The sequence below is a fragment of the Deinococcus yavapaiensis KR-236 genome (assembly GCF_003217515.1).
GTDB lineage: Bacteria > Deinococcota > Deinococci > Deinococcales > Deinococcaceae > Deinococcus_A > Deinococcus_A yavapaiensis.
Map to the genome: position 1 here is coordinate 1 of NZ_QJSX01000019.1, position 26,715 is coordinate 26,715.

A 26,715-nucleotide genomic window follows, 5' to 3' on the forward strand; every position below is an offset into this window, starting at 1 on the left:
GCAGGTCGTAACCGCCGTCTCGCTGCAAGTCATATAACGTTACCAATCTGGCCATGTCGCTCCTCTCCAGCCTTCCTTCGGCTGCTTGGCATAGTGTGGGTGGATACGAAGCCTAGAAGAATCGAATTTTGCCAAGACGATTTGAGGACCTTCTCAATGCTCCTGCGGTTTACCCCAAGACAGCCTCAATCGGCGCCGATCCCCGCGCGGTGGTCGCGGCATGAGCACTGCTGCAGTACGACGGTGCGAAGCGGCGCGATGGAACGAGCGCGCCGATCCACGTGACGACCACTGCAGGTTACTCGGGCGGACCTCGATGTCCTGGTGAAGCGAACGCTGGCGTGAGGATCACGTCATGGAGCGGGAATGTTGGCAGCCTGGGCGCGCATCACCTTCAGGCTCAACTGCCTTGAAGGCCGCTCGACGTCGCGCGCTCCAAGAGCTTGAGATCGTCGAGTCCACGTAGGTCCATCGAGACGTCCGGTACGTACTGGACGATTTCCGCGTAGCCTTCGTACACGTCCACGCTATCGATCGGCGTGATTCGTACGTACGTCTCGCCCTTGAACAACCGCGCGAACTCGACGCCCGTCTTGTGCTGTGCGTCGGCGCGCGGCAGTTGCTGAACCTGAAGGTTCCAGTGATGAGCAAGCACACGTAGCGACCCAGGGTAGATTTCCCCCTCCATCACGACTTGGCAAGCGACAGCGACATCTTGTTGAAGGGGCATAGGTCAGTTTATTGAATTCGGTGACTTGATAGTTCTACGGTCCGTGCCTCTATCCTTAAGGTAGGGCGTTAAAGACCATGTACCCCTCGTCATTCAGGAAGCCTTGCAAGCAAAAAGTCTCTTCAAAGCCTCGATAAGGTGATCTTCGAAAAAGAATGTGGGTGCGTCGGCAAAACGATCGAGCCATGGACAAGCAGTGGCCGAGTCGAATCGACGGAAACGGCCGCTTGTCGTACTCGTGGCTCATCGCAGCGCGTGACTCGCTTTGCCTACCCTGCCGCCTCTTCGATCGGCGAGCACGACGGACGTGCATTGTCAAATGTTGATGGCGCCCTCATGCCCTCCCAAGGAGGGTTGCCGTCAGGAGTGGGACGCCAAGTCGTCCGTCGACTCGATTCGAGGCTCCTCGAGAAGGGCGGCCAACCGATCGATTATGTCGTGGTACGCGGACGCTCGCCCGTCGTGCCAAGCTCGGCGTCGTTCGTCCGCTTCCTGCTGCCCTTGCGTGCGCTCTTCGAGGTCGTACTGCCGCATGTGAGTCAACAAAGCTTGAAGTTCGCGGTTCATGTCGTTTTCATTCACCTGGATCACTCCTCTTGAGATGTGAATCTTCGCGCCGTCGATGGGGGCGCGAAGATTCTCGGCGAGCGCGGCGTGACGAAGGCGAACACTGGCCTTCGCCGTGACGCTCGCCTCGTCGTCAAACTCGGTAGATGTTGAGTTGCCCGACGTACCGCACGTTGATCAAGCGTAAATGCTGAAGGTGCTCGAGAAATCGAAGAACCCGGGCGAGGGGCAGGCGGCACGTCGACGCGATCTTCTGTGCGGTGTTCGGCCCTCGATTCAAAAAGGCGAGAATGGCGCGCGCGTCGTCGGGCAAGGCATCCGAGGAGCCTTCGGAGGACTTCGTCTCGAGCACGGTGAGCTTGAGGGTGGGGGGGCCTTCCACGTTCGGTCGTCGCTGCAACGCGCCGTTGGAGAGCAGTTCATGCGCGGCCAAGTTGAACAGCCACGGTCGCAGTCCCGACGCTTGCTGAAGCGCCTCCGCCGTGGCGTCGTCTTGACTTGACAGTAGGCCGGTCAAGACGTCGCAGGCGTCGCTGAGATCTTGCGGCGTCATGTTGTGAGGCCGCTTCATCGAGACCCTCCGGCGCCAAGAAGCGGCGTTCGTGGAAAGCGAGGCGACCCGGCAGTGTTCGAACCCGACGTGGAAGTGTTGGCGAAGTCGAGAACGACGTACGATCGTAAGAAACAGGAGCTATGCATTCAGGCGCCTCCTTGGCAGGGCCGTAACGGGAGGCGGGAGTTGGCACGCGAACCGGACTTGATACGAGGGTAAGTATAGACGTTCGTGCCCGAAGTTACCGTCACACGGTCGCCTTTTCACATTTCGGGAATCTGTAGGTTCAGACTCCTTCCGGCCTGGGAGGCTCCAACTGCTCGTGGATGTCGTAGGACACCACGTGCCAAGGCGCGATCACCCGCTCGACGCCCGCAGACACTGTGAAAGCGATCAGCTTGTCACGTTGCTCGATGCGTTGGCGGATTTCGAAGAGGTCGGTCGCGTCGAAGGCGATGGACGAGATGGTGTCGCCGTTCACGAGGTGGAAGGTCACGGTGTATCGCATCCTCCCACCTTACGCCTCGGCTCCTTGCCTCATCGCATGACTTGGCGACGAAACCCGCGTCAAGCGGCAGAGTGAAGTGTTGCCTTCGCCGGAAGTGGACGAGCAGCCTGCTCGCCACGCCACGACCTTTCGGCACACCGGCGAATCGATCTCAGCGCCCACCGCCGCCCGCTCCGTCGTTTCGCACGGCGGGACGCGAGGGCGTCGTGCACGAGATGCTGCGGCCGTCGGTCGAACGGTACATCGACGGTTCGGCCGACGTCACCCGCCCAGTTATTGACCGGTCGCCCAGTAGGCCAGCTCGGTGCGGTTGCGCAGCCCTGACTTCGACAGCATGTTCGAGACGTGCTTGCTGACCGTCGTCGGACTGATGTCGAGCAGCTTCGCAATTCGTCGGTCCGGGTGTCCCTGGGCGACGAGCGCCAACACCTGCTTCTCTCGCATCGTCAAGCCGGCCAAGTCCGCTCGCAGCATTCCCTCTTCACGCTTCGGAGCTCTCGGGCCGCTTCGTGCGGCCTTCGACTCGTGCGCTTCGAGCCAAGCGTGCACCTCGGCCGACACCTCGTCGAACTCCAACGTGCGGCCCAGCGTCCACGCGGCTTGGTACGCCGCGCCGAGCTTCACCTTCAAGTCCTCGTCGATCTGGCGAGCGTGCCGCTCGAAGCACACGTCCCACGGCTCACCCGAACGCGTTCGCATCGCTTCGCCGCACCCCACCATCTTCGCGGCGAGCTCGAACTGCCCGTCGTCGCGCACGTGAAACGCGATCATGTGCAGCAACGTGAAACGCAGCAGGGCGTTCGGCACGTTCGCCGCGCGCCGCCACGCTTCTTGCAGCAAGGAAAAGGACTCTTCCGGGCGCCCCAGCAAGTACGCGACCCACCCTCGAATGCCGATCGCGAACGCCGCGCCGGACTCGTACGGCAAGGTTTCGCACAGCACCCGCCCTTCGTCGAGGTACGGCACGGCGAGGGCAGGCTGGTCGAGCCGCATGTACAGCACGGCGATGACGTTCAGCACGGTCTGGAGCATCTGCGCGTCGTTCATGGACCGCGCGAGGGCTTCTTGCTCGAAAGCCAATCGCAAGGCGTGCTCGTGGTCGCCCGTTCTCGAGTACACGTGCGCCAAGCTCATCAAGGTGTACGCTTCGCTTTCCTTGTTGCTCGCCGCGCGGAACAACTCCAGGGCCGCTTGAAGCGCTTCGCGCGCTTCGTCGAAGCGCTTCAGGATCGTCGCCATCAAGCCGAGTTGCGCGAGGATCCGGGCGTGAAGATCGGGGTGCGCGCGCAAGTCGGGCAAAGCGCGAACTCGCGTGAGCCAAGCGTGGCGACGCGGCGTCATGTCGTGCCCCCAATAACGGCCGAGGGCGAGGACCATGCGCGCACTTTCCGAGGCGCGGCGCGCTTTCAGCAGCCACTCGAGGGCGGCGTGCAAGTTGGCGTCCTCCACCGCCAAGCGCGCGCGCCACTCTGGATGCAGCAACTCCCCGTAGCCTTCCGAGCTTTCGGCGAGGCGCAAGAAGAAGGTCGCGTGCCGCGCTCGCATGACCTCCGCCTCGTTCGCGCCCAGAAGTTCCTCGGCAAATTCACGAATCGGTTCGAGAAGGCGCCACCGAGGCTCCGGGCCTTGCGCGGATTGCACGAGGCTGTGCTCCACGAGGCGAATCAGCGCCCCGCGCACGGCGGCGCGGTCGCACACGGCTTCGAGCGCGGGCAAGGTGAATCCGCCGACGAACGCGCCGCACGCCCGGAAGACGTCGCGCTCCCCTTCGGTCAGCAGATCGTAGCTCCACGCGATGGTTTCGCGGAGAGAGGCGCCGTGATGTGGACCGTCCCGAGGTCCGTCGGCGAGCACGTCAAGCTGGTGGTCGAGCCACGTGAGCAACCCTTCGAGGGGCACGACGCGCAAACGCGCGGCGGCAAGTTCGAGCGCCAGCGGGACGCCGTCGAGTTGCTCGCACAATCCCTCGACGGCCGTGCAGTTCGACGAGGTGAGCTTGAATTGCGGCTCCACGGCCTCGACGCGCTCCACGAACAGCCTCACCGCCGCGCATTCACGATTCGTCTTGTCGTCTCGGGGAAGTTCGAGCGGACCGATCGGAATGACGTGCTCGCCGCGCAAGCGCAACGCGACGCGGCTCGTGGCGAGCACTCGCAGGCCCGGAACGCGGGCGAGCACGTCGCCGAGGTCTCCGGCCGCGTCGACGACTTGCTCGAAGTTGTCGAGCACCACGAGAATGCCGCGCGCGCCGATCGTTTCGGCAATGGCGTCGGCGAGCGACACGGCGGTGGACGCGTCGCTTTTCAAAGCGGACGCGATTTTGGGCAGGACGTCCGAGGCTTCCCGCAGCGGCGCGAGATCCACCCACACCGCGCCAAGGTCGAAGTCAGCCGCGACGCGCTCGAAGAGGTCGAGGGCGAGGCGTGTCTTGCCGATGCCGCCCGGACCGCGCAAGGTCACAAGCCGTACGTCTGGGCGGGCGAGGAGGTCTCGGGCGAGGGCGAGCTCACGCTCGCGCCCGACGAGCGGCGGCAGGTACGCTCGAATGGTTGAACCGACGCTGCTGGCGTGGCGCTCCATGGTTCAGTGTAATTCGCTCGCGAAACGCTGTGGTTAGACGAGCGGCACGCGGGCATCGGGGCGAAATGGCGTGGGCACGTGGGGCATCACGTTGGACGTCGACCGGAAGGTGCTGGCCGACCGGACCATGAAACGATAATGCGAGTGCGTCGTGCCGCGTTTTCGACTCGACGGGAAGCAAGGCGCCACCTTCGTCCTACGGTCGAACCGCACGCCAGTGGACTTCGAAGGGAAAACGCGGCGTGCCGTGCAACGCGGCGGCCTTCTCGTCGAGCGTTCGGGAAAGGCGCATACTACACCATGAACAGCAGCGTGAGCCTGGTTTCGCGCCGCCTGAGGGCTTTCACGGCGCGGCGGGCCGGACTGGCCGTCTGCCTTCAAGGCGCGCCGGGCATCGGCAAGTCCTACGCCGCCACCGCGATGCTGCGCGAAACGCCTTGCTGGTCGGTGACCGTGCCCGCGGCGCTTCCGCTCGCGCAACTCCTCGCGGCGCTGCCGGTCCCCAAGCAGCCCGCCGTTTGGCTGGAACGCGCCTTGAAGCGCGTTCGGGAAGGGCCGGAGTTGAGCTTGGACGAAGCGTCGGCGTTGATCGCCGGGGTGCTCGCGGCCGGCGCGCCCCTCGTGCTTCACGTCGAGGACTTGCACGACGCTCCGGAGCGAATCGAATTCTGGCAGCGACTGGCCCTCGGCGTGGTTCGCACGCACGGCGTGTGCCTCTTGACGACGAGCCGCACCGAACTGCCCGCGCCGTTCGAACGCGTGACGCTCGATCCGCTGGACCGTCATGGCTCGGACGCCTTGCTGCAAGCGAAGGCGGGCGCCACCCTGCCTGCCGAGGCCTTGTCTTGGCTGTTCGCGCGAGCGGCGGGAAATCCGCTGTTCACCCTGGAGTACTTTCGCTTGCTCGCCCGCCGAGGTCACCTGTGGAACGACGGGCAACGGTGGCGTTGGCGCGCACCGTCCGAGCATGTCATGCCGTTGACGGTGGAAGCGCTCATCGAGCAAGTTCTGCATGGCGCCGTCGACACGCCCGCGCTCGAACAGGCGCTCGGCACTCGGGCGCTTCTCGGCTCGATCGCTGACGAGGCGCTTTGGGCACATGTCGCGGCGCTGTCACCCGAAGCGCTGCGAGAGGCGAAGGACACCTTGGAACTTCGAGGTGTCCTGATCGGTCGTGACTTCGCGCACCCTTTGTATGGTGAGGTCGCACGGGGCGCCCTGTCCGCCGTGGAACGCCAAGCGCTGGCTCGACGGGCGCTACAAAGAATGGCTGACGATCCACGAAGCGCAGCGCTCTTGGTGGAAGAGGCGGCCTTGGAGGCGCCCGACACCGCCTCGTGGTTCGAAGCGGCGGCGCGGGCCGCGCGTGACGCCAACGAGGAGGTGCACGCCGCGCGCTTCACGGCCCGCGCCGCCGAGCACACGACGGGCGCGCGGCGCATGACGCTCGCGTTGGAAGCCGCCCGCGTTTTGCGAGACGTCGATTCGAGCGAAGCGCAGCGACTCGCCGAGATGGCGCTTCTCGCCTTGCCCGACGACGAGAGGCCCGTGCTCATGCTTGCCGAACTGCTCGCGTCTCAAGGCCGAGTGCGCGAAGCGGAACGCGCCTTGACCCGACTTCCCGAACGGCAGCGGCAAGGCGCGTCCTGGTTGGCTCGCCGTATGTTGCTGCGCGCCGCCGCCCAGGACGAGTCGGGCGTGCTGGACTTGTGGACCGAGTACCTCGAGCTCGAGGTCGCCGCGAACGCGAAGGTGACCACAGCCGTCGCGTTCGCGTTGACGCGGCACGGGCGAAGCGACGAGGCCTTTACGCTGGTCACGCGGACCTTGGAGCAAGCGCGGCCCGACGTGCGGACGTCTTGCGAGCTCATCAACATCTTGGGCATGATTCGCTACAACCGCAACGATTTCGTGGGCGCGGCGCACGAGTACGGACGCGCGCTGCAATGCGCGCGCGCCGCGCGACTTCCTCAATTGGAAGCGTTGTATCTCGGCAACCGCGCGATGGCGCTCGGAGAGCTCGGCCGTGTTCACGAGCGCGTCGCGGACTTGGAAGCGAGCGTGCGCATGCAAATCGAAGGTGGACACGTGCTGCAAGCCGTTCGGATGCAAGTTGCCGTCGCGGACGCTTGGCTCGACCTCGCGGAGTACGAACGAGCCGAGGAGTTGCTGCTGAGTTGTCGGGACGTGCTTTCGCGCATCGCGCCGTCCGATCACCTCATCGAATGCGAGTATCGACTCAGCGTGCTGTACCGAGATTGGGCGTCGCCTCACGCGCCCATCCTCGCGATCAAGCACGCCCGCGCCGCGTTGCACCTCGCGCGTCTCGTCGAAAATCCGCGCAAGATCGCTTGGAGTTTGGGGTACGCGGCGATCGCCGAGGCGCGTTTCGGCAACGCCCGCGAAAGTGAAGCGTTGGCCCAAGAGGCGTTGACGCTCGCGACGAGCCTTCAAACGCCCGGGCAGATCGGCTTGGCGCGCTTCGCGCTCGCCCACGCGCTCGAAGCGCTCGGGCACCTCCAGCAAGCCCTTCGGTGCTTCGAGGCCGTGGCGGCGGCGCTCGAGGCGCAAGGCATCACCGACGCCGCGCACGAAGTCGGGTTGGAAGCCGACCGCCTCGCGCAGCGCGAGGTGAGCGCCGCGCAACGCTTCGCGTGGTTCGAGGCGCGGGGCATGGCGAACATGGCGCGCATCGCGCGGCGGTACTTTCCTCAGCTTGGGCGAGACGAGCTCGGCGCGGCGCTCCCGGAGGTCGCGGGAACGCCCGAGCCGGTCCTCGCGGCACGGCTGGACGTGCTGGGCGATTTGCGGTTCTCGGCGGCGGGCTCGCCGCGTTCGGTGCGGGGGCGGCGCCGCCGAGAAGTCTTGGCGATGCTCGCCGAGGCGCGTCTCGCGGGCCGCAGCGAGGTGGCTCGGCTCGATTTGCAAGACGCGCTCTATCCGGGCGTTCCCGACGCGCAGGCGAGCGCCGCCTTGCGGGACGTCGTGCATCAATTGCGCGTGGAGTGCGGCGCAGGCGCCGTGCTCACCACGCCCGGCGGTTACCGCTTGGGCCGCGTTTCACTCGACGCCGAGGAGTTCCTGACGAGCGGTGACACCCGCTTGTGGCGCGGTCCGTACTTGACGGGCCTTCAAGTCGACACGAGCGAGGTGATCGTCGGGGAAGCGTTGCACGCCGCGCTGCGCGAGCGAACCGAGGCGATCTTGCACGACGATCCGACCGAAGCGGCGCGCGTCGCTCGGCTGTTGCTGACCGCCGACCCGTACGACCGCGCCGCGCTGCACCTCGCCTTGCGAGCCCTTCGCGGCAGTCGGAACCACAAAAGCCTGAGTCGGACGTACCACTTGGCGCGCGTCCGCTTCGAGGACGTCGGCGAGCACCTTCCCGAGCGCTGGGCGGATTTCTTGGCGCAGCCGATCGGCGCGGCTCCCTGATTCTCTGACGCGCGTCTCGCGCACCTCGGATCACCCTCGAGAGGAAAGGAGGGGCGATCCGGGCTTGTTTCGGGGTCGAAGTACGCGCTCGCCCATCGGCACGTCGCCATGTCATGTGAGCCCTCGGTCCACGCGCGGCTCACCGCAAAGAACGCAAAGAACCGGAGACGACATGAACAACCACGTCGCGTCCCTCGGCGTCGTGCTCCTCGGGCTCGTCGCGTCGCTCGCCCACGCGCAAACGTCATCGCAGACGTACTACCGGCTGCAACTCAAATCCAACGGGCAGTACCTCGACGCCGATCACTGCACGGCCACCATCGGCCTCAATCCGGGTTCGACGTACGCGGCGGGCGCTTGCCAAGCTTGGCGTCTGGTCTCGGCGGGCGGCGGGTGGTACCGACTGCAACTCAAGTCCAACGGCCAGTACCTCGACGCGGCGTACTGCTCGGCGCCCATCACCCTCAACCCCGGCTCGACGTACGCGGACGGAGCGTGTCAATTGTGGCGTCTCGTGCCCGCCGGCAATGGTTGGAGCCGCCTTCAACTCAAGATCAACCTCAACTACCTCGACTTGAATCACTGCGAAGGACCGCTCGCCTTGAATCCCGGTTCGACCTACGCCAACGGCGACTGCCAATTGTGGCGGCTCGTGCGGATGCCCCGTCCTTGAACGGGACGCCGCGCGCCACGATGGCCGCTCCAGCTCGAAGACCGAAGGAGCTTGACGACGTGAATGAGGATGTTCCGGGGAAAGGTGGGGCGGGCACGAGCGGCGACGTGGCATACCGACTTTGCCCACGCTGCCTTCGAGCGGTCCCGCTCCACTCTCGCGAGCAGTACTGCGTGAACGACGGAGCGCGCCTCCTCGAAGGCTGCCCTCGGTGCGGCGAGCCGATCACCTCGCCGTACGCCCACTTCTGCGCGCGTTGCGGAGAAGCCTTGTCCTTTCGCGTCGACAACGACGCGGACTCCTACTTCAGGAGGTCGACGTGAACCGGATGCTCACCTTGGCGGTCGCCACGCTTTGCTCGCTCGTCGCCGCGGCCGGTTCGACGTACCGTGTCGTCACCAACGGCACCGTGACGACCGAGTCGGCCATCGTGGTCGACGGCAAGACGTACGTGCCCCTGACGGTCTTGGCGCGCCTCGGCGTGAAGAGTCAATTGGACGGCGGCATTTTGAACTTGACGTCCGCCTCGACCGTCACGCCAGGAGGTGCAAACGCCCGCGTCTCTCTGGAAGGCTGCCTCGGCCAAACCTTGTTCAACGGCGTCTGGCGACTCACCGTGAAAGCCGTTCGGCCCATCACGCGGTACGGAACGTATCCCGGGTACGGCTTGACGTTGGAGTGGAAAAACGGCACGACGCGGTCCATCGACGCTCTGAACACCGGCGTGAAGTCCGTTACGTTGGTGCTCGCCGACGGCACCACGCTGACGTCCGAGGACATCCAGAGCTTGCTGTACAAGAAGCTTCCGCAAGCCGCCGGGACGTCCTTGGAGCTTCCCTTCTACGCCGACGCGCCGAAAGCCGCCAATCAATTCGCGCGCCCCACGAAGTTGCTCGTCGAGATCGACGCGGCGCAAGCGGCGGCGTCCAACGTGGCCTACACCACGCCCACGCCAAGCTTCCGTGTGCTGCTGGACTGCAAGAAGTGAGCGCCTGCGCCCTGCCCTTTTCCTGGAGGTCTTGATGTTCACCCGCCTGAGAATGCTGATTGTGTGGAGCGCCGTTCTGCTGACCGCTTGTGGAGGTGGCCCATCGGGAACGCCCCCACCTCCGCCGCTTTCCGACCCGCTCGTCCAGGACAACGCGTGGACGGGTGGGCGGGTCGCCGAGGCGCAGCAGGTGACGCCCGAGGAATTTCGCCGTCAGGTCGCGTCGGGAGAGCTCGAACTCGTCTCGGCCGCCTCGCTCGCGCGAACGGCGGCGGCCCGGCAGCAGCAGTACCTGGAGGACCGAGCCTCCCTGAACAACTTGCCGAACAAGAGCCCCTTCCTCGTCGCCCTCTTGGCGGAAGCGAACGCCAAGCCGAACGTCGAAGTCGACCGGGTGGCAAAGCTGCCCGACGGCCGCGTGGTTCGCCTCAACGGCCTCGGCGTCCGGCTTCGCGAAGCCGTGGAAGCGCGCGAGGTTTCCGCCAGCGCGAGCAACGCCTTGCTCGACTACACCCGCTCGTACGCCTTGCTGCCTCCGGAATTTCAAGCGCAATCGGTTCGTCCCGACAGCTTGCGGGGCGAGTCGGCCGAGCGTATCAAGACCGCGTTGAGCGCCATGAACACCTTGCTCGGCGGCGCGAGCGATCTCGACGGCATTCGGCTCGCCTCGTCGGCCGACGAGCCTCTCAAGGCGGCGTTGAATGCGGGCAACGGGACGGACACCACGGGGTCTTGCGCGCCGCCTTCGGGGTTGTACGCGAGCTTCTGGTTCCCGCTCAAGAACTTCTTGTCTCCCATCAAAGACCAAGGGCGCCGTGGCACCTGCTGGGCCTTCACGACGGTCGCGGCCCTCGACAGCCGCGAAGCCGTGCAGCGGGGAGCGGTCTCCAACTTGTCCGAGCAATTCCTCGTGAACAAGGTCAAGCGGGATTGGGCCCCCTCGGACGACGAGGATGGCTACAACGCCGAAAAGGCGCTGCTGCTGCTGATCGTGAAAAGTCAGGTTCTACCCGGCGAGGCGGGGTGGACTTACAACCGCTCTCCGTCGCGTCCCGACGATTCGTACGCCAACTCGTGCGCCGGGTACAGCGGCACGTGCTCCGACACGGCGCATCAAAGCGAGCGCGTCTGCACAACGTTCATCTTCGACTTTTGCGGCTATCGACGCGTCACGTTCGGTGGGCCGGGCGTGGGCGCGAACTTGCCCGTTCAAGCGTGGAGCAGCGGCGACACCTTCGACCTCGATCGGTACCGGAACTTGTTGGCCAACGGTCACGCCCTCATGGCGAGCTTCACGGTCTACCGAGGCTTCATGGACGACGCGTCCACCGGAGACGGGTACGTCACGAACTTCGCCGCGAAGAAACTCGAAGGCGGCGTGGAAGTCGACGGGTCGTACGGCGGGCACGCGGTCTTGCTCGTCGGGTACGTCGACAACTTGTCGATCAGCGCCAATCCGCTGCTGCAAAACATTCCGCCCGCGCCTGGCGGCGGGTACTTCATCGCCAAGAATTCGTGGGGTTGCGTCACTCCCGGAGGGAGCAAGGTGGGTGACTCGGGGTACTGGTACGTGCCCGTGAAGTACGTCCAAGACTACTTCAACCGCTTGAGCTACCTCGACTTCGACGCGCAGCGTTCCGAGGCGTGGACGCGTGAGCAGGCGGCGCCCGGCGGGGGAGCCAGCATCACCGTGAAGGCCAATCCCAGCCGCGCCGACTTGCGCGTGCGAACGGACGTCTCCCAGTGGTTCACGGTCACGCATCCCGTCGCTCGAAGCGTCGACCTTCGCGTTAGCACCGACCGAGGCGAGAACATCTATCAAGGCAACTGGAACGTCGGGAGCGGCGTCTTCGGGCAAAATCTCTTTTTCGCCTTCGACACGCCCGGCCCACGCACCGTCACCGTCGTGGCCCGCGCGGGAACGATCGAAACACGGTCCAGCTTCATCACCAACGTCGTGAACACCTCACCGATCGTAATGATCACGTCGTCCGGAACGGCCCGGCAAGGCGAGCCGTTCCCCCTCGCCGCCAGCATCGCCGATCCCAACGAACCCGACCTGTCGCTCGTATGCGCTGCGACCCACTGGTCGGTGGACGCGCCCGACGTTCTGTCGGTGGGCACGGGCTGTCAAGTCAGCGTACGTTTCGGCGCGACTGGAAGCCGTCAAGTGCGCGTCAGCACGCAAGATCGGGACGGCGCCCCGGCCAGCGCCAGCGCGACCTTCTCGGTTCAAGCGCCACCCGTGAACCCCTATCCGCGCATCACGGCGGCGGGCGTGTTCGGACGCGACTTCGTGGGTGGCCTCCTCGGCTGCGCGAACAAGGCCGTGCCCAGCGGACAACTCATCGACTTGCGAGACGTGGCGTGCAACGCGGTCACCTTGCCTCGCTACTTCGCGGAAGTCACGGTCGAGAATCCGCAGAACGAGGCGCTCACGTACACGTGGACCTTGCGCTTCCGAAACACCATCACGGGCCGTACGGACGACGTGGCGCTTTCGGGAGCCACGCGGGCGAACCTCAGCGTGAAGTACGGCGGGCCGTTTCCGTGCAGCGTGATCGTGCAGGTGAACGCTCCGGAGCCGGCGCGCAGCAAGCAGCAGACCGTCTGGAGCGGCCAGTGCGACTCGGCGCTTCCTGACGTTCGCTGAAGTGTGCTCTCCCGCCGGACATCGTTCGGCGGGACTTTGGCCGGTCGCGTGACGACGCGCGCTTCCCAAGAGCGTCGACTCGTGCCCGTTCGATTCGAACGTCCGACCTGCTTCTGACGACCACATGGATTCGAACCATGATCGACGCGTCCGAAAGCGAGTCGAGCCGACCCTTCTCGATGACACCGAGTTAGGAAAGGCGTCCCAGGCGCGCTTTTCCTGTTACTTCAGGTTATCCTTCCATGTACAACCGCGACGCGGCAAGACAGACACGCGTCCGCTTCGCGGTTGGCGAATGCATACGCGACGCTTTCGTCCCGTACTTTCATGAAACATGACGCGCGTCCTGCTCGCCGTGGTGGCCTTGAGCTTACAGACGCCCACCGTCGCTCGAACGACGCTTGGCGTTCCGAGTGTCATCGATGGGGACACGCTCGACATCCGAGGCGTGCGCTTGCACGGCGTTGACGCGCCCGAGTCAAGTCGGACGTGCACGAAAGGCGGCCGAACGCATTCGCGTGGCCGAGAGGTCGCCAACGCGCTCGCCGAGAAGGTCCGCGACACGACCGTGGCGTGCACGCAGATCCTCGCGCGATTTTGGTCGCGTACGGCGGCTATTGCCGAGCTGATGACGCGCCCTCAGCTTGAATCGATGGGAAGTGAAATATCGACGTTCAGCAGGAGACGAGGCGTCTAGGAACGCGATGTCGGTCAATCGGCTGCGTGCGCTTCGCGAGCGCTGCTCGACGGGTTCGCGAGCGGCAAGTGATGCGCGTTCGTGTCGACGAGCGCGTGGAAGCGCAGGTGACGCTGACAGATGAACCACACTTCGTCTCGGTCGTTGGCGAGGATGAAGTACGCGTCGCTCGTCTCCGACGGGTTGAACATCCCGAGGACGCGGTACGCGGTGTGCTCGTTGAAGCCGCTGTCGAGCGGCTTGGGAATCGGGGCGCGCGGCCCTTCGAGTTGCTTGACGTGCACGAACAGGTGCGGATGAAACGCGAGCATGCCGCAGTGTGACCGTGGGCGCACGGCATGATGGTACGCATCCGAACGTCCTCAAGGGCGGGTCGAGGTTTCGTTCAGCGGTCCTCGACGTCGCGTGAGCACGCTCCGGCATCCGTGAGGACGAGCACAACGTCTCTTCAGCAAATTTGAGGAAGGGCAAAGACGAAGTAAAAGAGGCACGAGACATTACAAATCGAACGTTTCGTGGGCAGCCGTGGTGCCTTTGCTGGCGTAGGCGCTCACGACGTCTTGTGATGTGATTAGCCAGAGCTGGCAGATGGCATGATGCCCAACCGCCGACTGCGGTGTCCCTCCGATCTTCATCCGTGTACCTACGGCTGAGCTTGCCGCCGCCGGACCGGGGTCGGTGCGAGGACGTCTTCCGAGTGCGAAAGCGAAGGTCTTCGAGGAGCACCGTCAAAGGTGTGCTGAATACTACTATGCACGGCTATGATGAACAGGTGAGCTACCGCATAAAGTTGAGTGAGGAGAGTAGCAGCGGACTTCGCGCCGAATTGTACGCGATCTGCAAAGTCACGTCGCAGTTGATTCAAGGAGTGGCCGGAGCCGAACCTTCGTTTCGAGAAGTGTATACCGACACGGGCCAACGCCAAATTCGCTTCGTGCTCAACCAAGACAGCGTTGTGCTCGAACCGGGGATCTTGTCCTACGCGTGCGGCGCACTTCAGTTCGAAGTCGTGCAGCAACAGCAAGGCAACTTCTTTCAGCGCGCCGCACGGTCTTCCGGAGGTGGAGAGTCAGCGTTCGGGACACGCGTTACGGGCAGCGGTGAAGTCTGGACCGAGCCGACGCGCAAACACTTCGTTTTCGGCACGATGAGTCCTGGTGACAGCATGTTGATCGACGACCGAGCTTACTACGCGGCTCAGGGCTCGTTGAAAATGAGCATTCACACGCACGCTCGCGTTCAAGGCGTGCTCAGCGGGAATGGCCTCATGCAGCCGCGCCTCGACGGCGCCGGGCTGTTCGTGATCGAAAGCCCCGTGAGTGTGCACGAGGTCGAAGTGCTGGACGTGCAACCGGGACATACCGTCACGCTGGACGGCGACATGATGTTGATGTACTCGGCCTCGATGAATCCGCGTATCGGCCCGCTGGTGCGCGGCTTGCGCAACAGCGCCCGAAGCGGTGAAGGCCTCGTGTACACCTTGCAAGGCCCCGGCCAAGTCTTCTTGACGCCCACGGCCGTCGCCGTTGGAAGTCTCGCGTAACTCGAGTGACATGAGCGATCCTTCCGCCGCCGCTCGCTCACGTGGCATGAAACTGCTGCACCTTTACCGCCGAGGTGTCGGCGGCGAGCGTGTCAATGCCGGACGATTGCTCAGCGCTCATCTTGCCGCGTACGACCTGACGTTGTACGACCTCGATCCGAGCTTGCCTGTCACGCAGGACTTGAGTGCGATCGATAGGTGGCGGGAAAGCGCCGCCCTCGTCGCTCGGCTTGGCACCCCTGAACAAGATGACGTCCTCACCCGCCTTGTCGACGCGACCGACCTCACCGACGCCGAAGTGCAGCGCGTGCTGAACGTGCTTGACCTCCACAGGCTCGCAGAGGTTCGCGCGGACGGTTGGGCACACGGCACGGACGTTCCACCCGACGAGTTGCGTCGCGCGGCCAGCGAGATTACGCCGCGTGACTTGGTTCACGGCCCCGGTTCTATTGCCGAGCGCTTCGTGCGAGCGGCGTTACGGCGACATTGGGAGCGAGCGCATCCTGTCCGCTTGCTGCGCGCGCCCGGTCCGCTCGAGCGGGAAATCGTACGCGGCTTGATCGAGGGTCTGACCGACCGTGAAGCCCACATCACAGCCGATGGTGTCGAAGCCCATCTGAACGCGGACGAACTCGCGCGTGCCCGCGCGCTGATCGCACAGCATTTACCAGCACTCGTGCCGGAGGCGCTTCGCCGCGCACGCGAAGTCGCCCGTACGTTTGCAGTCGCGCGTCGCTAACCGCTCTCTTCTCGGAGACCTTATGAACGTCTGGTTCAACAAAAGCTTCAGCGTGACGGCCGCCCAAATTCAAGCACTCGCGGGGACTCGCTACGTCGCGCACGCCAGCCACACCGACCCTACGCACGCGGTCATGCACGCGACTCCCCATCATTTCCTCGAGCCACGCGGTCTCGTCGGGGAGGCGTACATCACGTGGATGCAACGAATGTGTGAGGCGCGGAACCTCGACGTCATTGTCGCCGCCAAGGAGCGTGAGCGTCTCGCGGACCACGTGGATGCGTTCGCCGAGTTCGGCGTACGCGTCGTCACGCCCGCTTCACGCGCCGTTCAGCAGCATTTGGAGCGTAAAGACGAGTTCCTGACGGCTTGGGATCCCGAGATCTTGCCGATTCCACGCTGGACGACCTTCCAAGACCTCGCGAGTTTCGAACGTGGCCTCGACGAATTGCGCGCGGACGGCGTGCGCTTGTGCATCAAGCCTGCCCGCGGCATTTACGCGAGCGGCTTTCGCGTGTTGAGCGAGCGCCCGGATCGCGCCGCCTTCTTCGGCGGGCAGCTTTACCAAATGACGGTAACTGCCGCCCGCGAACTGTTCGCCGAGGCTCCCTTCGAACACATGCTGCTGATGCACACCTTGGAGGGGACGGAACGCTCGATCGATTGCGTCGCCTGGCAAGGGACCCTCCTCGCAGCCGTGGTGCGGCGCAAAGAAGGCGCCTCGCAGCGCTTGGAAGACCGACCGGACCTCATGGAAGCTGCTCGCCGCATCGCGGCACGCTACGGCCTGAGCGGCATCTTCAACTTTCAAACGAAGGATCAACATGGCACTCCGCACATGCTCGAAATCAACGCGCGAGCGTCGGGCGGTCTCTACCTCAGCATGGCAAGCGGCGTGAACTTCACGAAGTTGATGCTCGACGCCGCGACTGGCGAGCAGGTCAGGTTGACCACTGGCACCGTCGGCTTGACGGTCGCCGAGCACAAGGCCGCGCGGATCGTCGAAGAGCCACAGGGTGTGATGTCTTGAGCGTGCCCGCGCTTACCGTCGAGCATGAGGTCCACTTGACGAGCGGAACGTTGTCCTTGCGCGTCGAACGCGCGAGCGTGCCGCTGAGCACGCTGACCGACTTCGCGGTACGCGAGAATCCCAAACGCGGCTTCCTCTTCGTGAGCCGTGTGCTCGGCAAGCACATTCCAGTTGCGCCGAGCGTCATGCAAGCGAGTTGGCAGCAACTTGCCAAGGCGATCGGGCCGCTCACGCACCCGCACTTCATCGGTCTCGCGGAAACGGCGACCGCGCTCGGCGAAGGCGTAGCGCACGCTTGGCAAGCGCTTCATCGCGGCGTGAACGTGACTTTTCAACACACCTCGCGTTACCTCACGAACCACGACGTGCTCCTCCGCTTCGACGAGCCGCACTCGCATGCGCCCGCGCACCTCGTGTACGATCCGGGCGCGGTCGCCCGCGCCGCGCGAGAACTCGTGCTCGTGGATGACGAGTTGTCCACCGGCACGACGCTCGAAAACCTCGCGCGTAGCTGGCTGAGCTTGCATCCGCACGTAGAGCGCGTCGTGTTCGTGAGCCTCACGGACTGGTGCCCGCGCCGGGAGGCCATCTCAGCGGCCTTGGCAAAGCCCACGTCCTTCGTGTCGTTGGTGCGAGGTTCGTACGACTTCGCCACGTCGCCCGCTTGGAACGTGCCCACGTTGCCCGCCGTGGGCGGCAACGGAGAAGACAAGAGTGCGCTGTTGGCACGTCGCAGCGCCCGGCTGGGTCAACGCGTCGACATCGACGTCCGACAAGTGTTGAACGCCGAGCAAGTGCGCACGTCCGATCGAGTGCTTGTCCTCGGCACGGGCGAGTACCAGTTCCCGGCGGCGCGACTGGCCCTTGCACTCGAAACGCGTGGAAATCGCGTGGACTTCGGGGCGACGACACGCTCGCCGATTCTGCCGGGATTCGCGATTCAAAGCAAACTGGCGTTCGCCGACAACGTCGGTGATGGAATGCCCAACTTCGTGTACAACGTCGTTCCGGACGCGTACGACCACATCTTGGTAGCCTACGAGGGCGCCTGCACCCCCGACGCGGCGCTCCTGACGGCTTTGGGCACGCGCGCACGCGCAGTGAGACTGTCGTGAGTGTCGTCGTGTTCGCGGATCTCGATGACACGCTGTTCCAAACTCGCCGCAAACTGCGGGGGAACGAAGGGAACCTCACGCCCGCCACCGTCGATTCGACCGGCGAGCCCCACTCGTTCGCAACGCCTTCTCAAGTGGCGCTTTGGTCGTTGCTGGCTTCGAGCGGTGCCACGGTGATTCCCGTGACGGGGCGTGATTCGACGGCCATGGCCCGCGTGACGTTGCGCTTTTCGTCTTGGCGGGTACTTGACCACGGCGCGACCATCCTGAGGCCGGACGGCACCGTCGACGCAGCGTGGGCGGCCTTCGTGCGCGAGCAACTCGGAGCGTGCGCGGACATGCTCGAGCTCGTCACTCGGGAAGGCGAAGCGCTCGCGCACGAGCTCGAGTGCCGCGTGCGTCGTCACGACGTGCACGGCGTCCACTTCATGTCAGTGGCGAAGCATTCGACCGCCGATCCTTTTGCCCTCGCGAAGCTGCAAGATCGTTGGGAAGCGCGGGTGGACGGCACACCACTGCACGTTATCGCCAACGCCAACAACGTCACCGTGCTACCGCGAGCGCTCGGCAAAACCGAGGCGGTTTCGTACCTGCTCGAGCACCACTTCTCGGACGCCATCCTCACGCTCGGGCTGGGAGACAGCGTGAGCGATCTCGGATTCATGAACTTGTGCGACTTCGCGGTGACGCCGACGCGTGGTCAATTGTTGCGAGCCGTGACTTCCGTCCGCTTGCCGCAACGATGACGTTATCCGAAACGCCTTCTCTTCCCTTGAGGACGCTCATGATTGATTCGCTGTCCGACCTGCTCACCTCCACGTTTCACGCGTCCGACGTCACGGTTTTGTTACGTCCCGGCACTGTCGAACTTGTCGGGGTCGCCGAGAAGGAGGTGCTGTTGCGCTCGGGCCGCAGTTACGCGACGTTGCTCACGCCTGAAGAAGCGCCAAGCGACGTCCAAGTGAGCGCATACGAGCAAGCCCTTTCGCGAAACGCCGAACGGCTGGGCGAATTGCTCTCTTCCCTGTCGTCGACCTTGCTCGAACGCTATCCGGACGTTGTGTACGTCTCGCTGGCACGAGCAGGAACGCCGATCGGCTGCGTGTTGAGACGCCTCGCGCGCGCGAAGGGCCGCGAGGTCGCGCACTACACCCTGAGCATCATTCGAGGCGAAGGGCTGGATCTCGCAGCGTTGCGCCTCGTACGGGAACGTCATCCCACCGCTCACCTCGTCTTCATCGACGGATGGAGCGGAAAAGGCGCCATCGCCCGCACGCTCCGCGCGTCCATGCCAAAGGACGAGCGCTGGTCGCTCGCGTTGGTGAGCGATCCGGCGGGAGTCGCCGATCATCCCGCGACCTTCGCCGACCTGTTGCTGCCGCACGCGCTTCTCAACGCCACGGTCAGCGGGCTGTTGAGCCGTAGCTTCACGACGCTCCCAGGCAAGTTGCACGGTGCGCGGCTCGAGGTCGCGCTCGCTCCGCACGACCTCAGCCGCGCTTACATCGACACGCTCGAACACGTCGCGGTCCAAGCTCGCGTCGCGGTGTCGGCAATCGACGAGCAACGCCCGCTTTCAGCGCCGGGACTCGTCCTCGAAATCGCACGGTCACTCGGCGTCCGTGACGTCAACCTCGTGAAGCCGGGCGTGGGAGAAGCGACCCGGGTGTTTCTACGCCGCGAACCTGGCCACCTGCTGTTGAAGAACAAGGATCATCTCGACACGTTGCACCTCGTCAAGCTCGCTGAGCGACGCTCGGTTCCTATCACCGTTCGACCCGACTTGCCGTACCTGGCCGCCGCGTTCGTGCAGGCGGGAAGTGGCGCGTGACGACGGCGAGCGAACGACCGCTCGGCGCGAGCTTGTACGCGCCAGCCACCCGTGACGATCTCGTGGCTCTTGGTACGACGCGCTATCCGCTTTTGGACAGCCTGATTTACTGCACGGAAGACGCGGTGCGCGAGCAGGATGTGCCGATCGCGCTCGCCGCTTTGCGCGAAGCGCTTCCCCATCTCGCGTCCATGCCTGGCCCGGTACGATTCATTCGAGCGCGGAACTTGGACGTGCTCGAACACCTGCTTACCCTCGATCTGCGCGGCATCCAAGGCTTCGTGCTTCCAAAAATCCACGGCGGCAACTTGAGCGCGTACATGTCGAAGCTCGAGGATCGACCGGATCTACACGTCATGCTTACACTCGAAACGCGTGAGGCGTTGAACGAGCATGAGATGGTGCGGCTGCGCAACGTCATCTTCGAACACGGCTGGCACCAGCAGGTGCGCTGCCTGCGCATCGGCGGCAACGACTTGCTCAGCACGATCGGCCTGCGTCGTACGCCCGGCCGCACTTTGTACGAAGGCCCGCTGCAGCGAATCGTGAGCATGCTGGTCGCCGTGTTCAAACCCTACGGCTTCGCATTGTCGAGCCCGGTTTACGAAGTGTTCGACGACCTTGCTACGCTCGCGCGCGAAGTGCAACAAGATCTTGAATACGGCCTGAGCGGCAAGACGATCATTCACCCGGGGCAACTTGAAACCGTGCACCACGGTTACCGCGTTACCCAGGAAGAACTCGCCGAGGCGCACGCGATCCTCGATGAAAGCGCGCCTGCCGTGTTCAAGATGAACGGGCGAATGTGCGAACCGGCCACGCACGCGGCTTGGGCGCACGAAATCATCGAGCGAGCAAGGCACTTCGGCACGCTGTCTACCACGTCGAGTGAGGCTTTGCACTTCTGAAGCAGTTGTGATCTGTAACGAAGCCTCAACGAGTAGACTGATTCGCGAGAGTCCGACGTTGATTTCTCACTCCATACGAAACGTACTCTCAACATACTTTCCGGAGGTTCTCATGGCAGTTTCACTTAGCAAAGGTGGCAATGTCTCCCTCAGCAAGGCGGCTCCCGGGCTCAAGACCATCACGGTCGGCCTCGGCTGGGATCCACGCGCGACCGACGGACAAGAATTCGATTTGGACGGCAGCGTGTTTCTCCTCAACGCTCAAGGCAAAGTCGGAAGCGATAGCGACTTCATCTTCTACAACAACAAGAAGTCGGCCGACGGCAGCGTCGAGCACAGCGGCGACAACCGCTCGGGCGAAGGGGCGGGCGACGATGAAACCGTCATCGTGCGCCTTGATCAAGTGCCAGCAGGTGTCGACAAGATCGCCGTGTGCGTGACCATCCACGAAGCCGACGGCCGCAAGCAGAACTTCGGGCAAGTCTCCAAAGCGTACATTCGCGTCCTCAACGCCGACGGCGGCAGCGAAATTGCTCGATATGACCTCAGCGAGGACGCGAGCACCGACACGGCCATGATCTTCGGCGAAGTCTACCGAAACGGGAGCGAGTGGAAGTTCCGCGCCGTCGGCCAAGGGTACGCGGGCGGCCTAGAGCCCCTCGCCCGCAACTTCGGCGTCAACGTCTGATCGAGGCAACGCGTCTACCAGGCTGAAGGCCATCGAACGCCCGCCCCTGCACCGCGGGCGTTCGGCGCCCTGCCCGAAGGAGTCAACTTGCAAGCGTTTCAAACGGGACAAAAAGTGCCGTTACGGAATCTCACGTCTCGAACCGACCTCAGCATCAGCGTCCGCGTCACCGGCCCTGCCGCCGAGTACGACCTCATGCTGTTCGGACTGGACGAGGCTGGCCGACTGTCCGACGACCGCTACATGATTTTTTTCAACCAGCCGTCCTCGCCGGAGAACGCCTTACGCATGCAATCCGGAGCGCGCAACGAAAAGATCTTCTCGGTCGATCTTTCCCGCGTGCCCGCGCACATACGCCGGATGACGCTGGCATCCACGGTGGACGACGGCGCCTTCGCCGCGATCGACCACGCCGAGGTCACGGTGTCGAGCGCCGACGGTCCGCTCTTGACGTACCGCGTCACGGGCCGTGACTTTCAGCAGCAGAAGGCGATCATGCTCCTCGACGTGTACTTCAAGGACGTGTGGCGCGTTGCTGCCGTCGGGCAAGGGTTCAACGGGGGGCTCGCCGCCCTCGTGAAGCACTTCGGCGGTGAAGTCGCCGACACCCCGGTCGGACGACCCGCACCTCCACCTCCGCCGCCTCGACCGAGCACGCCTCCACCCGCGCCGCCCAGCGTGAGCTTGCAGAAAATCACGTTGGACAAGCAAGGCGCATCGACGAAGTTGTCGTTGCGCAAGGACGGTCAGAAAGACCCGATTCGTGTCAACCTCAATTGGGACCGTGGCGGTCCGTTGCGTGTCGGAGCGGACCTCGACCTCGGCTGCATGTACCTTTTGAACAATGGCGACCGAGGCGTGATTCAAGCGCTCGGCAACACCTTCGGCTCCGACCGCTTCGAGCCGTACATCATGCTCGACAAGGACGACCGCACCGGAGCCGCGAACGACGGCGAAAACCTCGTGATCTACCGACCCGACCTCATCCACACGGTCTTGATTTTCGCCTACATCTACGAAGGAACGAGCGACTTCACGAAAGTCAACGGACGACTGACGATGAAAGACCCTCGTGGCAATGAAATCACGGTGCGTCTCAGCAATCCCGATATGCGCCGTTTGTTCTGTGCGATCGCCTCGATCGAGAATGTCGGCGGCGAAATCAAAATCACGAAAGAGGAGCGGTACTTCGGCGGTCATCAAGACTGCGATGAATACTACGGCTTCGGCTTTCGCTGGACAGCGAGGAGCAAGTGAATCTATCCGCAGGGCAGCGGCTCCCGCTCGCCGAGCTGGGCGTGAGCGAACGCTTCGTCGTTACGGTGAACAGCTCGCTCGCGGGCACGGACTACAGCGCCTTCGGCTTGCAAGATGGCCGGCTCGCGGACGATCGGTACATGGTGTTCTACAACCAACCCGAAAGTCCCGACGGGGCGGTGCGCACGTCAGGTACGCGCTTCGACTTCGATCTTTCTCGGCTTGCCTCGAGCATCACGGAGATCGTTCTGACTGCGACGCATGACGACACGCCACTGTCGCGCGGCTCGCTCATCGTGAACCTGGGTGAGGCGAGCTTCGACGTTACAGGCGCGCTGCACGCGGAGAAAGCCGCGATGCTGCTTCGCTTTTACCGTCGCGGCGAGCAGTGGCGCGTCGAAGCCGTCGGTCAGGGCTTCGACGGCGGTCTCGCGGCCCTCGTGAAGCACTTCGGCGGGGAGGTCGCACAGGACGTACAGGACGTGCCTACACCTCCGTCGCCGCCAGTGAGTCTCGTCAAAGAGCGGCAGAAGGTCCTGCTCGACAAGGCCGCGCGCGAGCAACCTCAACTCGTCAGCTTGATCAAGACCGCCCAAGTCAGCCTCGAGAAGCGCGGCCTTGCCGACGCGCGCTACCGCGTGAAGCTCGTCCTCGACATCAGCGCCAGCATGATGAACGAGTACGCCTCGGGCGCCGTGCAAGCGCTCGCCGAACGCGCGCTCGCCCTCGCCGCTCGCCTTGACGACGATGGTGAAGTCGACGTGTACCTCTTCGGAATCCAGGCACACCGGAAAGGCAAACTCTCGCTCGACAACACGCGCGGCTTCGTGCAAGCCCTGCGCGTGCAATTCGAAGGCGGCACCCACTACGGCCCGGTCATGACCCTCGTGCGTGACGACGCCCGCGCTGAAGGCCGCGATCTGCCGACCCTGGTATTGTTCATCACCGACGGCGGCACGAGTAACCCGGCAAGCGTCATCAAGCAAATGCGTGACGCGGCGAACGAGCCGATCTTCTGGAAGTTCATGGGTATCGAGCAAGGCTACGTCAACTTCGATTTCCTCGAGAAGCTCGATGACCTGACGGGACGCCGCGTCGACAACGCGGACTTCTTCAAGGTAAAAGCTCCGATTCGTCTGCCCGACGCCGAACTGTTCGACTTGCTCGTCAACGAGCTCGATTCTTGGCAGCGCGACGCGCGACGCGCAGGCGTCTTGTAACGCGGTCTGCGAGTTCAGCCTGATCAAAGGAGCACTTATGGCCGTCAGTCTTTCGAAAGGTCAGCAAATCAGCCTCACCAAGACCGCAGGCCCGTCACTCACGCGGGTACGAATGGGACTCGGTTGGGACGGCATCATGAAGCGCGGTCTGTTCGGCTTCGGTGGCGGGCGCGTCGAGGTAGACCTCGACGCCAACGCCTTGATGTTCGACGCCGACGGACAACTTGTCGAGGCAGTGTGGTTTCGCGAGTTGCAAAACGCCAACGGCAGCGTACGTCACAGCGGCGACAACCGCACCGGTGCCGGCGACGGCGATGATGAGACCATCAGCGTGGACCTCACGCGCTTGCCACAGCACGTCACCACCTTGATCTTCTCGGTCAACAACTACTCCGGGCCGAACTTCAGCGAAGTCGAGAACGCGTACTGCCGCCTCGTCAACTTGGACGGCGACAAGGAGATCGCGCGCTACGACCTCGGCGCGCAAGGCAGCCACAGCGCGCTCATCATGGCGAGCCTCAGACGGCAAGGCAACGACTGGGTGATGACGGCCATCGGCCAGACGTCTCGCGGTCGCACCTTCCACGACAACCTGACGGACATTCGCCCGTACGTGTAACCGTCAAACGACCATCTTGCGGGTCTCACCGCATCTTTCTTCTTCGACAGGAGTTCCTCATGTCTCTTTCCCTGCAAAAAGGCGGCAACATCTCTCTCACGAAGCAAGACGCCTCGCTGACGCGCATCACCGTCGGTCTCGGTTGGGACCCGCGCAGCACGGACGGACAGCAATTCGACCTCGACGCGAGCGCGTTCCTGCTCACGGCGACGGGTCGGGTGCGCGGCGACCACGACTTCATCTTCTACAACCAGCTGCGCTCGCAAGACGGCAGCGTCGAGCACACGGGCGATAACCGCGATGGTCAAGGAGATGGAGACGACGAGGCGATCAGCATCGATCTCGCCAGCGTCCCGCACGACGTTGCAAAGATCGCCATTGCAGTGACGATCGACCAAGCGGACGCGCGCCGCCAGAACTTCGGGCAAGTCGGCGGCGCCTTCGTGCGCATCGTCAATCAAGCCAACGGGCAGGAAATGACGCGCTACGACCTCGGCGAGGACTTCAGCACCGAGACGGCGGTGATCTTCGCGGAGATCTACCGTCACGGCGGAGAGTGGAAGTTCCGCGCGGTCGGTCAAGGTTATCAAGGAGGCCTCGGTCCGCTCGCCCGTAATTACGGCGTGAACGTTTGAACTCCGAAGAAGGAACCGCGTTCAGCGCTGCCGTCCCGAGCGCCTTTGCACGCTGAAACAAGAGTTTGGTCTCGCGTTTCCCGTGTTCGCGCTGGCAATGGCTTTTTTGGTATGGCCTTTCGACCGGGGGGCTGCACACTGCTCCCGCGCTCGCATCTGGATCGCGACACGTGGGTCAACGACCCGAGGCGTTCGACGCTGGCCCGTCGTTCAAGATGCCGGCAGCGCGCGTTGAGTCAAAGGACTTCCTTCGCGCGGTCCATCAGCGTCTGCTCGGTCCACGTCCCGCTTCTCACGACCCGACCCGTGACGTCCACGCCACCCCACGTGATCTTCCAGCCGGTGCCGGGAGGTGGGCGCCGACTTCCCACCGCCTGACCGGGCACTTGGACGCGCTTGACGACGATTTCCCTGCCCTTGTGCGTATCTCGTAGCATGGGTATGAGCGTAGCGCGGCAACGCTGCACGCGGGATAAGAAAGAACTACGCGGCAGGCCAACGACAGGGCTTCTACACCCCGCCACGACTGTCGCTTAGCGAACGACAGCCGTGTGCTTCCTCGTCGGTTGTGCTCCCAGCACGCCACTTGCGCCGCGAACGTTCGACGGCGTGGGTACGGTGAGGCATGCACCGTCAACGCTCGGAGAAGGTCTGCTGGTGCAGGTCCTGAGGGCGCCGCGCGAAGAGCAAGCGCGGGACCAGGGCGTGGCGGGCAAGTTGTGGCGAGGCGGCGCGTACGTGGTTTCCACGGAGCTCGGCGCGCCGATTCCACTGGACAACCTCATGCAAGCGATGACGCACGTCGTCGAGTGGAGCGACCCGGAAGCGTTCGAACGCAACGTCGAGCACGTGCCGCGCGAAGCACTCGGGAACCTGCGAGCGATAGAGCGGGCACCGGACGCCGAGGCGTTGCCGCCTCGTTCGCCGCACGACTCGGGGCACACGTACGCGTCCTTGACCCTCAAGGGGGCGCCACGGGGACCCGGTGGTCGTCAGCAAGATCTGGGGCACAAGACGCCGAGCATCACGCTCGACACCTACCGTTTCGTGTTCGACGGCGAGAAGCGCGCACGCCGTGGACTTGTTCGAAGGCATGGCCTTGCCCCTGCCCGGATCGGCCGTCGAGGGCGGCGCGCGGCCTTCAAGTCTTCACGGCATGTCGAGCGCCTCGAGGATAGCGTGCGCGAGGTCGGCGACGTCCTGCGTGGTAGAGGCGCGCAACGCTTCGAAGCGGGCGCGTTCGGCGCGCACACCTCCGCGAAGTTCGGTCATCCAGTTGGGGCGGGTCACGCCGCGTCGATGCGTCGTGCACTGCGCGAAGCCAAGGAAGATGTCGAGCAGTTCGGCCGTGAGCGCGTGATCCTCGTGCGCGGCGGCGTGATCGAAGGCGCACACGAGGAACGGCAAGGCAGGCCAGGCGGCGCTCGAGACGTAGGCGCGTTGATGGCACAAGCTGCACCACAAGTCGTGCGCTGCGTCGAGGCGGTTCGTCGCGTCGGTGGCCCAGAGCGCTTGAAGGTAGAGGGGGATTTTCGTGGCGGGACCGTAGGCAGTGTCGAAGGACGGCCAGTCGATCGCGTTGAGCGTTTTTTGAAGGTTGGTGGTCATGCGGTTTCGTCCCGGGTCGTGCCTTCGGCTATTCCACCGCTACTACATCTCATGGCGTTTTTTCGAGGTGCGCTGCCGAGGGCATAAGCAAGAAAACCCCGTCTGAGACGCGGTTTTAAGGTTGGCTGGGGCACATGG

Annotated in this window: 25 protein-coding genes; 17 read left to right on the forward strand and 8 right to left on the reverse strand. The window is 64.1% G+C overall.

Features of this window, described 5'->3' with window-relative positions:
- Positions 1-400: 400 nt before the first annotated feature.
- From DES52_RS19110 to DES52_RS19130, 5 genes are all read right to left on the reverse strand, one after another.
- Complete coding sequence (locus DES52_RS19110; protein ID WP_146237387.1) at positions 401-730, reverse strand: hypothetical protein; 330 nt, start codon at positions 728-730, stop codon at positions 401-403.
- A gap of 360 nt (positions 731-1,090) precedes the next feature.
- Complete coding sequence (locus tag DES52_RS19115; protein ID WP_110888441.1) at positions 1,091-1,297, reverse strand: hypothetical protein; 207 nt, start codon at positions 1,295-1,297, stop codon at positions 1,091-1,093.
- A 133-nt stretch (positions 1,298-1,430) separates the two neighbouring features.
- Positions 1,431-1,868: a hypothetical protein gene (locus tag DES52_RS19120; protein ID WP_110888442.1), complete on the reverse strand. Its 438-nt coding sequence runs from the start codon at positions 1,866-1,868 to the stop codon at positions 1,431-1,433.
- 268 nt (positions 1,869-2,136) lie between these two features.
- On the reverse strand, positions 2,137-2,358 hold the full coding sequence (locus tag DES52_RS19125) for a hypothetical protein (RefSeq protein WP_110888443.1): 222 nt from the start codon (positions 2,356-2,358) through the stop codon (positions 2,137-2,139).
- 273 nt (positions 2,359-2,631) lie between these two features.
- Complete coding sequence (locus DES52_RS19130) at positions 2,632-4,938, reverse strand: LuxR C-terminal-related transcriptional regulator (RefSeq protein WP_110888444.1); 2,307 nt, start codon at positions 4,936-4,938, stop codon at positions 2,632-2,634.
- 300 nt (positions 4,939-5,238) lie between these two features.
- Here DES52_RS19130 and DES52_RS19135 point away from each other — a divergent pair, with 300 nt between their 5' ends.
- The 5 genes from DES52_RS19135 to DES52_RS19155 all read left to right on the forward strand — a co-directional run bounded on the left by DES52_RS19135 (position 5,239) and on the right by DES52_RS19155 (position 13,384).
- Positions 5,239-8,373 (forward strand): ATP-binding protein, encoded by a 3,135-nt coding sequence (locus DES52_RS19135; RefSeq protein WP_170131177.1) that lies wholly within the window; start codon positions 5,239-5,241, stop codon positions 8,371-8,373.
- Positions 8,374-8,545: 172 nt separating this feature from the next.
- Positions 8,546-9,046 (forward strand): RICIN domain-containing protein, encoded by a 501-nt coding sequence (locus DES52_RS19140; protein WP_110888446.1) that lies wholly within the window; start codon positions 8,546-8,548, stop codon positions 9,044-9,046.
- Positions 9,047-9,374: 328 nt separating this feature from the next.
- Positions 9,375-10,034: a hypothetical protein gene (locus DES52_RS19145; protein ID WP_110888495.1), complete on the forward strand. Its 660-nt coding sequence runs from the start codon at positions 9,375-9,377 to the stop codon at positions 10,032-10,034.
- A gap of 34 nt (positions 10,035-10,068) precedes the next feature.
- Positions 10,069-12,687, forward strand: a complete 2,619-nt coding sequence (locus DES52_RS19150; RefSeq protein ID WP_110888447.1) for a C1 family peptidase — start codon at positions 10,069-10,071, stop codon at positions 12,685-12,687.
- Positions 12,688-13,021: 334 nt separating this feature from the next.
- Positions 13,022-13,384: a thermonuclease family protein gene (locus tag DES52_RS19155; RefSeq protein WP_110888448.1), complete on the forward strand. Its 363-nt coding sequence runs from the start codon at positions 13,022-13,024 to the stop codon at positions 13,382-13,384.
- 14 nt (positions 13,385-13,398) lie between these two features.
- On the opposite strand, the gene DES52_RS19160 is transcribed toward DES52_RS19155, so the two are convergent.
- The gene (locus DES52_RS19160; protein ID WP_245901154.1) at positions 13,399-13,719 is read right to left on the reverse strand and encodes a hypothetical protein; all 321 of its coding nucleotides are present in this window, start codon (positions 13,717-13,719) and stop codon (positions 13,399-13,401) included.
- Between the two features lie 437 nt (positions 13,720-14,156).
- On the opposite strand from DES52_RS19160, the gene DES52_RS19165 reads away from it, so the two are divergent.
- The 12 genes from DES52_RS19165 to DES52_RS19220 all read left to right on the forward strand — a co-directional run bounded on the left by DES52_RS19165 (position 14,157) and on the right by DES52_RS19220 (position 24,969).
- Positions 14,157-14,927 (forward strand): AIM24 family protein, encoded by a 771-nt coding sequence (locus DES52_RS19165; RefSeq protein ID WP_110888450.1) that lies wholly within the window; start codon positions 14,157-14,159, stop codon positions 14,925-14,927.
- A gap of 10 nt (positions 14,928-14,937) precedes the next feature.
- Positions 14,938-15,666, forward strand: a complete 729-nt coding sequence (locus DES52_RS19170) for a hypothetical protein (protein WP_110888451.1) — start codon at positions 14,938-14,940, stop codon at positions 15,664-15,666.
- 22 nt (positions 15,667-15,688) lie between these two features.
- Entirely contained in the window at positions 15,689-16,696 is a 1,008-nt protein-coding gene (locus DES52_RS19175) for an ATP-grasp domain-containing protein (RefSeq protein ID WP_110888452.1), read from the forward strand.
- A gap of 35 nt (positions 16,697-16,731) precedes the next feature.
- Positions 16,732-17,811, forward strand: a complete 1,080-nt coding sequence (locus DES52_RS19180) for a phosphoribosyltransferase domain-containing protein (protein ID WP_245901156.1) — start codon at positions 16,732-16,734, stop codon at positions 17,809-17,811.
- Positions 17,808-18,557, forward strand: coding sequence for an HAD family hydrolase (locus tag DES52_RS19185; protein ID WP_110888454.1), 750 nt, complete (start codon positions 17,808-17,810; stop codon positions 18,555-18,557). The genes DES52_RS19180 and DES52_RS19185 overlap by 4 nt, the downstream gene beginning before the upstream one ends.
- Positions 18,558-18,595: 38 nt before the next feature.
- Positions 18,596-19,642 (forward strand): cysteine protease StiP domain-containing protein, encoded by a 1,047-nt coding sequence (locus DES52_RS19190; RefSeq protein ID WP_110888455.1) that lies wholly within the window; start codon positions 18,596-18,598, stop codon positions 19,640-19,642.
- Entirely contained in the window at positions 19,639-20,550 is a 912-nt protein-coding gene (locus DES52_RS19195; RefSeq protein ID WP_110888456.1) for an aldolase/citrate lyase family protein, read from the forward strand. Before DES52_RS19190 ends, DES52_RS19195 begins: the two co-directional genes overlap by 4 nt.
- Positions 20,551-20,662: 112 nt before the next feature.
- On the forward strand, positions 20,663-21,238 hold the full coding sequence (locus tag DES52_RS19200; protein WP_110888457.1) for a TerD family protein: 576 nt from the start codon (positions 20,663-20,665) through the stop codon (positions 21,236-21,238).
- 87 nt (positions 21,239-21,325) lie between these two features.
- A complete protein-coding gene (locus tag DES52_RS19205) occupies positions 21,326-22,495 on the forward strand; it encodes a TerD family protein (RefSeq protein WP_110888458.1) in 1,170 nt (389 codons plus the stop codon).
- Entirely contained in the window at positions 22,492-23,715 is a 1,224-nt protein-coding gene (locus tag DES52_RS19210) for a VWA domain-containing protein (RefSeq protein WP_110888459.1), read from the forward strand. The genes DES52_RS19205 and DES52_RS19210 overlap by 4 nt, the downstream gene beginning before the upstream one ends.
- A 37-nt stretch (positions 23,716-23,752) precedes the next feature.
- Positions 23,753-24,334, forward strand: a complete 582-nt coding sequence (locus DES52_RS19215) for a TerD family protein (RefSeq protein ID WP_110888460.1) — start codon at positions 23,753-23,755, stop codon at positions 24,332-24,334.
- Positions 24,335-24,393: 59 nt separating this feature from the next.
- Positions 24,394-24,969: a TerD family protein gene (locus tag DES52_RS19220; protein WP_110888461.1), complete on the forward strand. Its 576-nt coding sequence runs from the start codon at positions 24,394-24,396 to the stop codon at positions 24,967-24,969.
- 236 nt (positions 24,970-25,205) lie between these two features.
- Here DES52_RS19220 and DES52_RS22660 read toward each other — a convergent pair whose 3' ends face one another.
- Together DES52_RS22660 and DES52_RS19230 are read right to left on the reverse strand one after the other, a co-directional pair.
- Entirely contained in the window at positions 25,206-25,406 is a 201-nt protein-coding gene (locus tag DES52_RS22660) for a hypothetical protein (RefSeq protein WP_146237388.1), read from the reverse strand.
- A gap of 712 nt (positions 25,407-26,118) precedes the next feature.
- Positions 26,119-26,577, reverse strand: coding sequence for a hypothetical protein (locus DES52_RS19230; RefSeq protein ID WP_110888463.1), 459 nt, complete (start codon positions 26,575-26,577; stop codon positions 26,119-26,121).
- Between the last annotated feature and the right edge of the window lie 138 nt (positions 26,578-26,715).